This window comes from Altererythrobacter sp. BO-6, assembly GCF_011047315.1.
Classification (GTDB): domain Bacteria; phylum Pseudomonadota; class Alphaproteobacteria; order Sphingomonadales; family Sphingomonadaceae; genus Erythrobacter.
Genome location: NZ_CP049259.1, coordinates 2999691 through 3012769 on the forward strand (window position 1 = coordinate 2999691; position 13079 = coordinate 3012769).

Genomic DNA, 13079 nt, shown 5'->3' on the forward strand with positions numbered 1-13079 from the left:
CGATCGTGAACCGCCTTTTCCTGACCAAGCTCCACCTGATCCTGGCTGCCTTCATGTTCCCGGCGGTGCTGATGTTCCTCGCCACCGGCGCGCTTTACACCTGGGGCAGCAAGGGCGAGTGGTTTGAAAACAGCTATGAGGTGACGCTGGCAGAACCCTATGCCACGCAGAGCCAGGGTGATCTTACCTCCGTTGCCGTGCAAGTGCTGTTGGGCAATAATGTCCCGATCCCGAGCGGTGCCGAAAGCCTGTCGGGCGAGGGCGCGGAACAGGAGCTGAGCTGGACCGGCGCGCGCTCCGAAGTCAGCGTGACGGCTACCGACAATCCGATGGCTGCCAAGGTGACCGTCAAGGAAGCGAGCTTCCACCGCTGGCTGGTCCAGCTGCACAAGGCCAAGGGCAGCACGATCTTCAAGGCCTATGCGACGTTCCTCGCCTTCACCCTGTTCGTGCTGGTCGCCAGCGGGGTGGTGATGGGCCTGCAATCGCCGCCGCTGCGCCGCCTGACGATTGGCAGCAGTGCAGCCGGTGTCGTCGGCTTCGTGGCCTTCGTGCTGCTCGGCTAGACACCCGGTTCGAACACCACTTTGCCGACAAGCTCACGGCGGGCCATCGCCTCGAACCCTTCGCGCCAGCGCGACAGCGGCAGCACGCGGTCGATGGCGGGTTTGATCCGGCCGTCCGAAGCAAGCTGCGCGATCTGCGCGCTGATCGCTGCACCGCGTTCGGGAAAGCGTCGGGCATATTCGCCGGCGCGCAGGCCGATGATCGAGAAGCCCTTGATCAGCGGAATGTTGGTGGGAATTTCCGTTATCCGCCCACTGGTGAAGCCGACCACGACCAGGCTGCCGCCAAAGGCCACACAGCGGGTGCATTCGTCGAACACGTCGCCACCCACCGGATCGAACACGATGTCTGCCAGTGCCCCGCCGGTGATGTCGCTCACCTGTTCGCGGAAGCGGCCCTCGGCCAGAATCACCGCTTCAGGCGCATAGAGCGCTTCGATGCGGACGCGTTTGCTCTCGACTCCGGTCGCAGCGATGACCTTCGCGCCCATTGCCTTGGCGAGATCGACCGCGGCGAGGCCCACCCCGCCGCTGGCCCCGGTCACCAGCACCCATTGGCCGGGCCTGAGCTCGCACAGCTCGACGAGGCCGGTGTAGGCGGTCGAATAGGCCGCGCCCATCGCGGCGCCCTGCGCAAAGCTGAGGCCTTGGGGCAGCGGGCTAAGCCCGCGTTCGGAAATGCTGGCGAATTCGGCGAAGGCGCCGGTCTTGTTGCCGCCGATCACCCGGTCGCCCGGCGCGAAGCCGCTGGCGGGATCGGCTTCGATCACTTCGCCGGCCATTTCGAGCCCGCTGGTGAAGGGCACTTCGGGTTTGAACTGGTATTTGCCCTGCGTCATCAAGAGGTCGGGAAAATTGAGCGAAGCGGCCTGCACCCGAACCAGCACTTCGCCGGGCTGGCGCTGCGGCTGCGGTAGCTCGGCTAGCTCAACGCCATCAAGACTATCCGTAAGCTCAATTACCCTAAGTGCTTGCATCAACGTCTTTCGTCATTGCGAGCGAAGCGAAGCAATCCATCGTTCAGCAGTGGATTGCCGCGTCGCCCTATCGGGCTCCTCGCAATGACGAGAAGACTTAGAAATTGTCCTTGGCGGCTCGCAATGCGGCAAAGGTCTCATGCGGTGCGTTGCCGCCCCAGCGCGCCTGCATGTCGTCATTGTCGGCACGCAGGAAGGGGTTGGTGGCGAGTTCGCGCGCAAGTTGCGTCGGCACAGTCCATTCGCCCTTGGCGCGCTTGGCATCGATTTCGGCGGCGTAGTCTTGCAGCGCGGCATTGTCGGGGTCAGCATGCAGGGCGAATTTCGCGTTCGACTGAGTGTATTCATGCGCGCAATAGAGCGTGGTTTCCGGCGGCAGCGCCTTGATCCGGGCAAGGCTGTCCCAGAACTGCTTCGGCTCGCCTTCGAACATCCGGCCGCAGCCCAGCGCAAACACGCTGTCACCCACGAAGGCCACGCCCGCCTGAGGGATATAATAGGCGATATGCCCATTGGTGTGGCCGGACACGTCGATCACTTCTGCGGTGAAGCTGCCCAGCGCCACGGCATCGCCATGCGCCACCACCCGGTCGATGGATGAGATCTTTTCAACCTCCTGCGGGGCGATCACTTTCGCTCCGGTTGCGGCAACGATATCCGCATTGCCGCCGGCGTGATCGGGGTGCCAGTGCGTGTTCCAGATCTGGGTGATGGTCCAGCCCTTGGTCTCGGCCTGGCGCAGATATTCCTTGCCATCGGGCGTGTCGATCGCGGCGGTTTCGCCGCTGACAGGATCGTAGATGAGGAATCCGTAATTGTCGGACAGGCAGGGGAACTGGTGAATTTCTAGCATGGCTTGCACCCTAAAAGCGATCAGGGGTTTAGGGAAGTGGGGATCAGCCGAGGGCGCTGTCTCTATAGCTAATCGGCAAACAGCAGCTCTATCATCGCATGCAGGCGCGGAGCACCTGTCCGCTCGTCTGCCTGGAGTGAGAAGAGATTGTCGATAGTCAGGCTGACATAGCCATGGACGAGGCTCCAAAGGGCCAGGGAGCGGCTGGTACTGGGCTCAATCTCGCTGTCTGGGTCATCGCCAATTGTGACCAGCAAGTTCGCATAGAGCCGCTCCATTGCCTCATTCAGCGGTGCACTCGTGATGTCGAGTTGATCGGCGCGCCACAGCAACCGGTAACGATGGGGATGACGCAGCGCATATTTCAGCACCGCATCGGCCATGGCGCGTGCGCGGGGTAATGACGCCGGAGGCAGGCCGTCTGTCGCTGCCTCGACCAGTTGGGCCATTTCTTCGAAGTCTTGCGCCGCGAGGGCTGACAACAGCGCGCGTCGGTCCGCAAAATGGTTCGCCGGTGCGGCGTGAGACACGCCGGCGCGTCGTGCGGTTTCGCGGATCGTGACATGATCGGCGCCGTGCGTGTCCAGCAGGTCGCGGGCTGCGGCCAGCAGCCTTGCCGCCCCGTCGCCATTCCTTCGTCTGCTGCTTTCGATTGCGTTCATACCGGCGAACCTGCCTCTTTAATTGACGTTGTCAACCGACACTATATTGACAGTGTCAACGTTCACTGGAGGTGTCGATGATTCGAAAATTGCTGTTCACTCTCGCGATCCTGCCTTTTGCAGTGGTTACGCCGCTGCTCGAAGTCAGTCCTACGCATGTCTTCAATCCTGACTGGCCAGGTCACGCGCGGCTGCACAATGTCTGGCAGCTGATCACACATTGCGCGCTGGCCGCTTACATGGGTTGGCTCGTTTGGCTTCGCGGACGGGAGCGCGAAGCCTGCGCGGTTGCGTTGATCGTGATCGGCGGCTTCCTTGCCGCATATGTGCTGAGCCCGCTTTACGGCGGGTCCATGAGCCACAGCGATGGGATACCACTAACATTCGCCGCTCAGGGTGCGGTGATCGTGATGGTTGCTGCGGCAACGATTCTCGGCTGGTTGCTTGCTTCATCAGGGAAGCGCGACCCGGCCTGAAGTTACGCAAAGAAAGGCCCGCCTGCTCTTGCGAGCAGACGGGCCCTCATTCCCATAAAGCGAGGGTAGAAGCTTAGTCCTTCTTCTTCAGCGCTTCGCCCAGGATGTCGCCCAGCGATGCGCCGCTGTCGGACGAACCGAACTGTGCCACAGCTTCCTTCTCTTCAGCGATCTGGCGCGCCTTGATCGAGAAGTTCGGCTTCTTCGAGCGATCGAAGCCGATCACCATCGCGTCAACCTTGCTGCCGACCTGGAAGCGGTCAGGACGCTGCTCGTCGCGGTCACGGCCGAGGTCCGAACGCTTGATGAAGCCGGTCGCGCCATCTTCGCCAACCTGCACTTCGAGGCCGCCATCGCGGACTTCGAGCACGGTCACGGTCACGGTCTGGTTCTTGCGCAGTGAGCCGGCTGCTGCCGTACCGGCTTCGGTCGGAGCACCCTTTTCGAGCTGCTTCATGCCCAGGCTGATGCGCTCCTTGTCGACATCCACATCGAGCACGATCGCCTTGACCATTTCACCCTTGCGGTGCAGCGCCAGCGCGTCTTCGCCCGAGATGCCCCAGGCGATATCCGACATGTGGACCATGCCATCGACGTCGCCATCGAGGCCGATGAACAGGCCGAATTCGGTGGCGTTCTTGACTTCGCCTTCGACTTCGGTGCCAACCGGGTGCTTCTCGGCGAACTCTTCCCACGGATTGCGCTGAGCCTGCTTGAGGCCGAGCGAGATGCGGCGCTTGTCGCTGTCGACTTCCAGCACCATCACTTCGACTTCCTGGCTGGTCGAAACGATCTTGCCCGGGTGGACGTTCTTCTTCGTCCAGCTCATTTCGCTGACGTGGACCAGGCCTTCGATGCCCGGCTCCAGCTCCACGAAGGCGCCGTATTCGGTGATGTTGGTGACGGTGCCGGACAGCTTCATGCCAACCGGATACTTCGCTGCCACGCCATCCCACGGATCGCTTTCGAGCTGCTTCATGCCCAGGCTGATGCGCTGCGTGTCTTCGTTGATGCGGATGATCTGCACGGTCACGGTCTGGCCGATTTCGATCACTTCGCTGGGGTGGTTGACACGCTTGTAGCTCATGTCGGTGACATGCAGCAGGCCGTCGATACCGCCCAGGTCAACGAAGGCACCGTAATCGGTGATGTTCTTGACTACACCTTCGGTGATCTGGCCTTCGGCGAGGTCGTTGATCAGCTCGCTGCGCTGTTCGGCGCGGGTTTCTTCCAGCACGGCGCGGCGCGACACTACGATGTTGCCGCGGCGGCGGTCCATCTTGAGGATCTGGAAGGGCTGCGGCACGTCCATCAGCGGGGCAACATCGCGCACGGGACGGATATCGACCTGGCTGCCGGGCAGGAAGGCTACGGCGCCGTCGAGGTCGACGGTGAAGCCGCCCTTGACGCGGCCGAAGATGCGGCCTTCCACGCGCTTGCCTTCGCCAAATTCGCTTTCCAGCTTGTCCCAGGCGGCTTCGCGGCGGGCGCGGTCACGGCTGAGCATTGCTTCGCCATCGGCGTTTTCAATGCGGTCCACGAACACTTCGACTTCCGAGCCGACCGCCAGGCCGTGCTCGTCTTCGCCGCGCATGAATTCCTTGAGATCGACGCGGCCTTCGCTCTTCAGGCCGACATCGATGTGCACCATGCCATTGGCGATGGCGGTAACGGTGCCCTTGACGACGCGGCCCTCGAAGCCATCTTCGCCGGCGCCGCCGAGTTGTTCGTTGAGAAGCGCCTCGAAATCGGCGCGAGTGGGATTGGCAGAAGTTGCCATAGTTCAGGGTTTCCTGTTCACATGTTTGCTACCGGCCACCGGTTTTTCCGGGGTCTTTCTCCGTCCCCCATGCACGATTGCACAGGTGTACGGGGCAAGAGGCCGACATCTCCGCGGGGCCGCATGCCGTCGCGAAGGTCCGTTCGATCCAAGGATGTCCGGGACGGGCGCGCGCCTAGGACAATGACCTGCGAAAAGCAAGCGATTTGCGGCCTAGCGCAGCGCAGTCTCGACCGCTTCGATGGCGATCTCGATCGCCTGCTCGCGATTGCAGCTGGTGGTGTCGATCACCAACGCATCGGGTGCGGCCCGCAAGGGGGCGTCCTTGCGGTTGATGTCCCGCGCGTCGCGCGCGACGATGTCGCGCTCGATTTCGATCAAGGGCAGTTCGATCTCGCGGTCCTGCATCTCCAGCCAGCGGCGCCGTGCGCGTTCCTGTACACTGGCGGTGATGAAGAGCTTCACGTCAGCCTCGGGCGCGATAACTGTGCCGATGTCACGCCCGTCCAGCACGGCGCCGCCGGGCTGCGTGGCGAAAGCGCGTTGGCGCTCGTAAAGGGCAAGGCGGACGGCGGGATGGATCGAGACCCGGCTGGCATAGCCGCCGGTCTCCTCGCTGCGGAGGATCGGATCGCCCAGCAAGTCGTCAGGGAACTGACACCCCGCCAGCGCATCGGCCGGATCGTCGGGGTCGCCGCCATTGAGCTGCACCTGCCGGCCGACTGCGCGATACAGTAGCCCGGTGTCGAGATGCGGCAGGCCGAAATGCGCGGCGATTGCCTTAGCTATGGTGCCTTTGCCTGAAGCAGTGGGGCCGTCGACTGCGATGATCATGCGGCGGCCATAGGATCCGCAAGCCACTCCGGCAATCCGCTTGGCGCCTAGTCGATCTGGAAAGCGTCGATCCGGGCAGTCTTGAGCGTGCCATCGGCGCCGAACAGCAGCTTGATCCAGCCGCCACCGGTGAAATCGGCTCCACAAGACGAAATCCCTTCACCTTCGCCCGCTTCGCCAGCGCTGAGGCAAGTGACTTTGACTTCCGGCAGGAACGCGCGCACATTTTTCAGCACGTCACCTTGCTGGCGCGCATCGCCGATCCCCAATGCGGCAATTGGTCCAGTGTCCGGGTAAACGTCGATCAGCTTGATCGCGAGCTTTGGCCCACCAAAGATATGCACGACGCCGCTTTCGTCTTCCCATTCGCAAAGGATATCGCCGTCGTCGCAGATCTCTCCGTTGCGAAGGCGCCCGACCGCTTGCGGCAGCACCTCTTCTCCTAGTGGGTATTTCGAGAAGCTTGTTCCGGCGCGCTGCCATGGATCGGCAATTGGCGTGTCGCTGGCAGGTTGCGCTTTCGCCCCTTCGATAAATGCCTCGGCCAGTTCAGGCGGTGCAACCAGCGGCTCGCTGGCCGGCTCGCTGCCGCAAGCTGCCAACGCCATTGCAGCGAACACGATCGTCAACGCTCTTTGCATCTTCGGTGCCTTTCCTTCGCCCATTGCTGAGCATCCCTTGCCGGGCAGGCAGGGTCAACGATCAGGAAGGCCTAGTACGTCGGCTCGCTCACGCGGTTGCCGCTTCCAGCAGTGTCATGAAATTGGGAAAACTGGTGGCGATGGGGGAGGTGTCATCGACCTCCACGCCAGCGCGGCTGGCAAGCCCGGCCACCGCCATGGACATCGCGATGCGGTGATCGAGATGGGTGGTGACGGGTTCGCCGGATGTGCCCGGCAGCGGATCGCCGCCGGTGCCGTGGATGACCAACCCGTCTTCGCGTTCCTCGACCCGCGCACCGGCAAGCATCAAAGCAGCCGCCATCGCGGACAGGCGATCGCTCTCCTTGACGCGCAACTCGTCGAGCCCGTTCGTCGTTGTAGTGCCTTGCGCCAGCGCAGCAGCCACGAACAGCACAGGAAACTCGTCGATCATGCTGGGGGCCACGGCTGGATCGACAGCGATTCCTTGCAAGAGTGAATGCCGCACGCGCAGGTCTGCCACAGGTTCGCCGCCAACTTCGCGCCGGTCCAGCTCTTCGATGCTGCCGCCCATCTGGCGCAAGACCGCGATCAGGCCAGCGCGGGTCGGGTTCAACCCGACGTTCTCGATCACCAGATCGCTGCCTTCGGTGATCAGGGCCGCGACGATGAAGAAAGCGGCGGAAGAGGGATCGCCCGGCACCACCACCTGCTGAGGCTTGAGCTCGGCTTCGCCGCGGATTCGGATGATCCGTTCCCCGTTCGCTTCCTCGACTTCCAGCTCCGCACCGAAACCGCGCAGCATCCGCTCGGAATGATCGCGAGTCGGCACCGGCTCGATCACAGTGGTGATGCCCGGAGTGTTTAGGCCCGCGAGCAGCACTGCACTCTTCACCTGCGCGCTCGCGACTGGCAGGCGATAGGTGATGGGCACCGCCGGGACTGAGCCGTGCATGGTGAGGGGCAGGGTGCCGCCCTCCGAAGCCTCGAAACCGGCGCCCATTTGTGAGAGCGGCTCGATCACGCGGCCCATCGGTCGCTTCGATAGGCTGGCGTCTCCGATAAAGGTCGCGCTGATCGCGTGACTGGCGACGAGACCCATCAAAAGGCGAGTGCTGGTGCCGCTATTGCCCATGTCTAGCGGGCTTTCGGGCTGCAGCAGGCCGCCCACGCCCACGCCGTGGACGTGCCAGGTTTCGCCGCGCTTTTCGATGGTGGCGCCCATCTTGCGCATGGCATCAGCTGTCGCCATCACGTCTTCGCCCTCCAGCAAGCCGGTGACGCGGGTCTCGCCCACCGCCAGCGCGCCGAACATGATCGAGCGGTGGCTGATCGACTTGTCGCCGGGAACACGCAGGCGTCCGGTCAGGGGTCCAAGGGGCTGGAAGCGGTGGGCTGGCAAGGGAATCTCGACGATTTGGGTGGATGCGGTATGGAGCGCGGCTTTTGACAGCGCCATGCCCCTATGGCAAGGCGCGCCGCGCTCTTGATTCGGGGTGAAAAGCTACCCATCAAGAAAGAGAATTTTTTGCGCGGCCCGGCAAGTTCGCAAAGGGGCCCGACCAAGGGAATACAAAGATATGGCAAAGCCAGAATGGGGCACCAAGCGTTCCTGCCCCAAATGCGGGGAACGCTTCTACGATTTGGGCAAGTCGGAGCCGGTCGCTTGCATCGAATGCGGCGAGGAATGGTATCCCGAGCCGGTGCTCAAGCCGAAGCAGCCGATCCCGTTCGAGGAAGACGAGAAGAAGAAAGACGTCGATGCCGATAGCGATCTGGGCGGCGATGACGATCTCGAGGATCTGGAAGATATCGACGAGGATGACGATTCCCCGGACAATGATGTCGACCTGGGCGGCGATGACGACCTTGGCGTCAGCACCGGTGCCGGTGACGACGATGAGGATGATAGTTAGTATTTTGGCCCTCAAACGCCGGGCGCGGGCCCTCCGGCCCGCTTGGCTTTCGCGGCATTAGCCGCGACGCGCAGTCGCGCTTTGGCTGCCGCGACCAAGACCCGCCCGGCGCAAGGCCGACCGGCCGCCCGCAGGCGCCCCATAGCGAAGCGGAGGGATTAGCGGCGAGGATGCAAGCGCGGATGCGCTTGCGAAAAACAAAAAGCTTCTTGCAATAGGGAGGCGCGCTTTATAAAGGGCGCTTCCCGCAGGCGGCAACGCCTGCACATATCGAGTGCTCGGGGCCTTAGCTCAGCTGGGAGAGCGCTACAATGGCATTGTAGAGGTCAGCGGTTCGATCCCGCTAGGCTCCACCACTCGAGACTGAACAAAGTCGGATTTCGGTCCGGGAGCTTCCGTCAGGGAAGTAACCAGGCAAACAATTCGCACGCTGGCTGACGAGGTTTCGTCCGCCGGCGTTTTTCGCATTTACCGGTCCACAGGGGTCGGAAAGGAGTAACGGACAGGCATGTTTGACAATCTGTCAGATCGCCTCGGCAATGTGTTCGACCGCCTGCGCGGCCGCGGCGCGCTGTCCGAACAGGACGTGCGCGATGCCATGCGCGAGGTGCGCGTGGCGCTGCTCGAAGCCGATGTCGCGCTGCCTGTCGCCCGCCGCTTTATCGACGCGGTTACCGAAAAGGCCGTGGGCCAGGATGTGCTGCGCTCGGTCACACCGGGGCAGCAGGTCGTCAAGATCGTCCATGACGAACTGGTCGAGATGCTGGGCGGGGCGGAAACGCCGGGCCTTGATCTGGATGCCAAGCCGCCGGTCGTGATCATGATGGTCGGCCTGCAGGGTTCGGGTAAGACTACGACGACTGCCAAGCTCGGCAAGCTGATCCGGGAAAAGCACGGCAAGAAGTCGCTGATGGCGTCGCTCGACGTCCAGCGCCCTGCGGCACAAGAGCAGCTCAAGGTGCTGGGCGAGCAGGTTGATGTAGCGACCCTGCCGATCGTGCCGGGGCAGCAGCCGGTCGACATTGCCCGCCGCGCGATGGAAGCGGCGCGGTTGCAAAACGTTGACGTGCTGCTGCTCGATACCGCAGGCCGCCTGCATGTCGATGAAGCGCTGATGGCCGAAATGAAGGCTGTCGCCGGCGTCTCCACCCCGCACGAGGTGCTGCTGGTGGTCGACAGCCTGACCGGCCAGGACGCGGTCAACGTGGCGCAGAGCTTCAGCGGCGAAGTGCCGCTGACCGGTGTCATCCTGACCCGGATGGACGGCGATGCCCGCGGCGGCGCGGCGCTGTCCATGCGGCACGTCACCGGCAAGCCGATCAAGTTCGCCGGTACCGGTGAAAAGCTCGATGCCATCGAAGCGTTCCATCCCTCGCGCGTGGCCGACCGGATCCTGGGCATGGGCGATGTCGTCAGCCTGGTGGAAAAAGCCGCGGCGACGATCAAGGAAGAAGACGCCGAAGCGTTGGCCAAGCGCATGGCCAAGGGTCAGTTCGACTTGAACGACCTGCGAATGCAGCTCAACCAGATGCAGAATATGGGCGGCCTTGGCATGCTCGCGGGCATGATGCCGGGCATGAAGAAGGCCAAGGCGGCGATGGCGGCCAGCGGCATGGATGACAAGGTGCTCGTCCATATGGATGCGATCATCGGGTCGATGACGCCGAAGGAACGCGCCCGGCCCGAACTGATGAACGCGAAGCGCAAGAAGCGCGTGGCAGCAGGCAGCGGCACCGATGTGCAGACGGTCAACAAGGTGCTGAAGATGCACCAGGAAATGGCCCGCGCGATGAAGCAGATCAAGAAGATGGGCGGGCTCAAGGGCCTGGCCTCGATGTTTGGTGGCGGCGGGCTGGGCGCAGCCATGCCTGGGCTCGGTGGGCCCGGTGCAGGCATGCCCGGCCTGGGTGGCCCAAAGGGTCCATCGGTCGATCCGGACACGCTTCCGCCCGAACTCAGAGATTTATTGAACAAGAAGTAATTTCAAAAGTTTAGACTGGAAAGGTAATACACAATGGCAGTTGCAATCCGTTTGTCGCGCGGTGGCGCGAAGAAGCGTCCTTACTACCGCATCGTCGTGTCGGACACGCGCAGCCCGCGTGACGGCAAGTATCTGGAGCAGATCGGCACCTACAACCCGATGCTGCCTAAGGACTCGGGCGAGCGCGTGAAGCTCAATGAAGACCGTGCGCGCTACTGGATTGGTGTGGGCGCCAAGCCGACCGACCGTGTCCACCGCTTCCTCGACGCCGCCGGCGTGCTTGAGCGCGCTCCGCGCAACAACCCGAAGAAGGGCGAGCCGGGCGAAGCCGCCAAGGAGCGTGCTGAGGAAAAGGCTGCCAAGCTGGCTGAGGCTGAAGAAGCTGCCAAAGCTGCTGCTGAAGCACCCGCCGAGGAAGAAGTAGCGGTAGAAGAGGCGGCAGCTGAGGAAGCTCCGGCTGAAGAAGCAGCTGCGGAAGATGCGCCTGCCGAAGAAGCTGCTTCTGAAGAAGCACCGGCCGAAGACGCGGCTGAAGAAAAGGCCGAGTAAGCCTTTCCATGTCGGACAAGCCCGTTACGCTGGCAGCCATCACCGGCGCGCATGGCGTGACGGGCGAAATCCGACTGAAGCTGTTTGGGGAGGGCGTGGATGCGCTCGCCAAGCACAAAAGCTTCAATGACGGGGCGCTGACCCTCACAAAAATCCGCAGCGACAACAAGGGCGGGGCGATCGCCCGCTTCGCCGAGGTTTCGGGCCGCGACGAGGCTGAGAAACTTCGCGGCACCGTGCTGAGTGTATCGCGCGACAACCTGCCAACGCTTGGGGCAGGCGAATATTATCACGCCGACCTGATTGGCCTTGCGGTCGTGACCGACACGGGGGACATCGTGGGCCGTTCGATCGCGGTCCACAATTTCGGCGCCACCGATATTATCGAGATCGAGAAAGACCCGGCGCCAGCGAAGGGGCAGAAGACCTTCATGGTGCCGATGATCGAGGTCGCAGTGATCGATTGGGATGGCGAAAAGCTTGTGATCGCGGCAGATTTCGTCGAATGACCTTCGCCGCCACCATCCTCACGCTCTATCCAGAGATGTTCCCCGGACCGCTGGGCGTGAGCCTTGCGGGCAAGGCGCTCGAGCGCGGTGATTGGTCTTGCACCACGGTGAATCCGCGTGACTTTGCGACAGACAAACACCGCACGGTTGATGATACGCCGGCAGGCGGCGGAGCCGGGATGGTGCTTAAACCCGATGTGATGGCGGCAGCGCTGGACTCAATCCTCCCTGGAACGGGGAGGGGGACCGTCGAAGACGGTGGAGGGGTACCTCCCGCAAACTCGACCGTGCCCCTCCACCATCCGGCGGCTAACGCCTTAGATGGTCCCCCCTCCCCCGGTGGGGGAGGATATTCCCATCCTCGCCATGACCCCGCGCGGAAAGCCGATCACTCAGGCGCGTATCCGCGAGATCGCGTCCGGCCCAGGCGTCACCATCATCTGCGGCCGGTTCGAGGGGTTTGACGAGCGGCTGTTCGAAGCGCGGCCCGAGATCGAGCAGGTTAGCCTTGCCGACATCGTCCTCTCCGGCGGAGAGCCCGCCGCGCTCGCCATACTTGACGCTTGCATTCGCCTGCTTCCCGGCGTAATGGGCGCGCCCGACAGCGGACACGAGGAGTCCTTCGAAGAAGGGCTGCTGGAATATCCGCAATATACCCGACCTCAGGAATGGGAAGGGCGCGCGATCCCTGAAGTGCTGCGATCGGGGGATCATGCGAAGATCGCTGCTTGGCGCAAGGCAAGAAGCGAAGAAGACACTCGGTTACGCAGGCCGGACCTTTGGGAGCGTTATAGTGGCGCTCGGGACCAGCCTGCCTCTGGCGCGCGGCGAAAGAAGAAGGACTTGGACCAGTGAACCTGATCCAGCAGATCGAAGCGGAAGAAATTGCCAAGGCTGGCAAGGACATTCCCGAATTCCGCGCCGGTGACACCGTGCGCGTTGGCGTGAAGGTTGTCGAAGGCAACCGCGAGCGTATCCAGAATTACGAAGGCGTGGTGATCGCGCGTTCGAACCGCGGCATGGGTTCGAACTTCACCGTGCGCAAGATGAGCTTCGGCGAAGGCGTGGAACGCGTGTTCCCGCTCTACTCGCCGATCGTCGACAGCATCACCGTGGTCCGCCGCGGCGTGGTGCGTCGCGCGAAGCTCTATTACCTGCGTGGCCGCACTGGCAAGAGTGCACGTATCGCCGAACGCCGCGAGAACGCGCCGAAGGCCTAAGCCGGGCGCACTCAGTGCGACGAATTCGAAGGGCGTGGCGGGAAACTGCCGCGCCCTTTTTGCATTTCATTGTCAAACTCGCCATTGCACGCGCAATCGAAACGAAAGGCCTGTC

14 protein-coding genes, 1 tRNA gene and 2 pseudogenes are annotated in these 13079 nt (G+C 62.9%); 10 read left to right on the forward strand and 7 right to left on the reverse strand.

Features of this window, described 5'->3' with window-relative positions; all coding sequences use genetic code 11:
- Positions 1–5: 5 nt before the first annotated feature.
- Positions 6–566: a PepSY domain-containing protein gene (locus G6N82_RS14625; protein WP_165197695.1), complete on the forward strand. Its 561-nt coding sequence runs from the start codon at positions 6–8 to the stop codon at positions 564–566.
- Here the strand turns inward: G6N82_RS14625 and G6N82_RS14630 are convergent.
- The 3 genes from G6N82_RS14630 to G6N82_RS14640 all read right to left on the reverse strand — a co-directional run bounded on the left by G6N82_RS14630 (position 563) and on the right by G6N82_RS14640 (position 3058).
- The gene (locus G6N82_RS14630) at positions 563–1543 is read right to left on the reverse strand and encodes an NADPH:quinone oxidoreductase family protein (RefSeq protein ID WP_165197697.1); all 981 of its coding nucleotides are present in this window, start codon (positions 1541–1543) and stop codon (positions 563–565) included. The two genes, G6N82_RS14625 and G6N82_RS14630, sit on opposite strands and share 4 nt — an antisense overlap.
- A 97-nt stretch (positions 1544–1640) precedes the next feature.
- Positions 1641–2396, reverse strand: a complete 756-nt coding sequence (gene gloB, locus G6N82_RS14635) for a hydroxyacylglutathione hydrolase (RefSeq protein WP_165197699.1) — start codon at positions 2394–2396, stop codon at positions 1641–1643.
- Between the two features lie 68 nt (positions 2397–2464).
- The gene (locus tag G6N82_RS14640) at positions 2465–3058 is read right to left on the reverse strand and encodes a TetR-like C-terminal domain-containing protein (protein WP_165197701.1); all 594 of its coding nucleotides are present in this window, start codon (positions 3056–3058) and stop codon (positions 2465–2467) included.
- A gap of 77 nt (positions 3059–3135) precedes the next feature.
- Here G6N82_RS14640 and G6N82_RS14645 point away from each other — a divergent pair, with 77 nt between their 5' ends.
- Positions 3136–3534, forward strand: a complete 399-nt coding sequence (locus G6N82_RS14645; protein ID WP_165197703.1) for a hypothetical protein — start codon at positions 3136–3138, stop codon at positions 3532–3534.
- A 73-nt stretch (positions 3535–3607) separates the two neighbouring features.
- Here G6N82_RS14645 and rpsA read toward each other — a convergent pair whose 3' ends face one another.
- The 4 genes from rpsA to aroA form a co-directional block, all read right to left on the reverse strand.
- Positions 3608–5314 (reverse strand): 30S ribosomal protein S1, encoded by a 1707-nt coding sequence (gene rpsA, locus G6N82_RS14650; RefSeq protein ID WP_165197705.1) that lies wholly within the window; start codon positions 5312–5314, stop codon positions 3608–3610.
- Between the two features lie 213 nt (positions 5315–5527).
- Positions 5528–6148 (reverse strand): d(CMP) kinase, encoded by a 621-nt coding sequence (locus tag G6N82_RS14655; protein ID WP_165197707.1) that lies wholly within the window; start codon positions 6146–6148, stop codon positions 5528–5530.
- Positions 6149–6195: 47 nt separating this feature from the next.
- Positions 6196–6789 carry a hypothetical protein gene (locus tag G6N82_RS14660; RefSeq protein WP_165197709.1) on the reverse strand — a complete coding sequence of 198 codons (594 nt, stop codon included), beginning with the start codon at positions 6787–6789 and terminating at the stop codon, positions 6196–6198.
- Positions 6790–6877: 88 nt separating this feature from the next.
- Entirely contained in the window at positions 6878–8248 is a 1371-nt protein-coding gene (aroA, locus tag G6N82_RS14665) for a 3-phosphoshikimate 1-carboxyvinyltransferase (RefSeq protein ID WP_165197711.1), read from the reverse strand.
- 121 nt (positions 8249–8369) lie between these two features.
- Here aroA and G6N82_RS14670 point away from each other — a divergent pair, with 121 nt between their 5' ends.
- The 8 genes and pseudogenes from G6N82_RS14670 to rplS all read left to right on the forward strand — a co-directional run bounded on the left by G6N82_RS14670 (position 8370) and on the right by rplS (position 12964).
- The gene (locus tag G6N82_RS14670; protein ID WP_165197713.1) at positions 8370–8705 is read left to right on the forward strand and encodes a TIGR02300 family protein; all 336 of its coding nucleotides are present in this window, start codon (positions 8370–8372) and stop codon (positions 8703–8705) included.
- A 280-nt stretch (positions 8706–8985) separates the two neighbouring features.
- Positions 8986–9061, forward strand: a tRNA-Ala gene (locus G6N82_RS14675).
- A 152-nt stretch (positions 9062–9213) separates the two neighbouring features.
- Positions 9214–10686 carry a signal recognition particle protein gene (gene ffh, locus G6N82_RS14680; RefSeq protein ID WP_165197715.1) on the forward strand — a complete coding sequence of 491 codons (1473 nt, stop codon included), beginning with the start codon at positions 9214–9216 and terminating at the stop codon, positions 10684–10686.
- Between the two features lie 33 nt (positions 10687–10719).
- On the forward strand, positions 10720–11235 hold the full coding sequence (gene rpsP / locus G6N82_RS14685) for a 30S ribosomal protein S16 (protein WP_165197717.1): 516 nt from the start codon (positions 10720–10722) through the stop codon (positions 11233–11235).
- A gap of 8 nt (positions 11236–11243) precedes the next feature.
- The gene (rimM, locus tag G6N82_RS14690; protein ID WP_165197719.1) at positions 11244–11744 is read left to right on the forward strand and encodes a ribosome maturation factor RimM; all 501 of its coding nucleotides are present in this window, start codon (positions 11244–11246) and stop codon (positions 11742–11744) included.
- Positions 11741–11962 (forward strand): annotated as a pseudogene (locus G6N82_RS15240) (tRNA (guanosine(37)-N1)-methyltransferase TrmD); the annotation flags it as partial. The gene rimM and the pseudogene G6N82_RS15240, both read left to right, overlap by 4 nt.
- A gap of 130 nt (positions 11963–12092) precedes the next feature.
- Positions 12093–12599, forward strand: a pseudogene (locus G6N82_RS15245) (tRNA (guanosine(37)-N1)-methyltransferase TrmD); the annotation flags it as partial.
- On the forward strand, positions 12596–12964 hold the full coding sequence (rplS, locus tag G6N82_RS14705; protein ID WP_165197722.1) for a 50S ribosomal protein L19: 369 nt from the start codon (positions 12596–12598) through the stop codon (positions 12962–12964). The pseudogene G6N82_RS15245 and the gene rplS, both read left to right, overlap by 4 nt.
- The last annotated feature ends 115 nt before the right edge of the window (positions 12965–13079 follow it).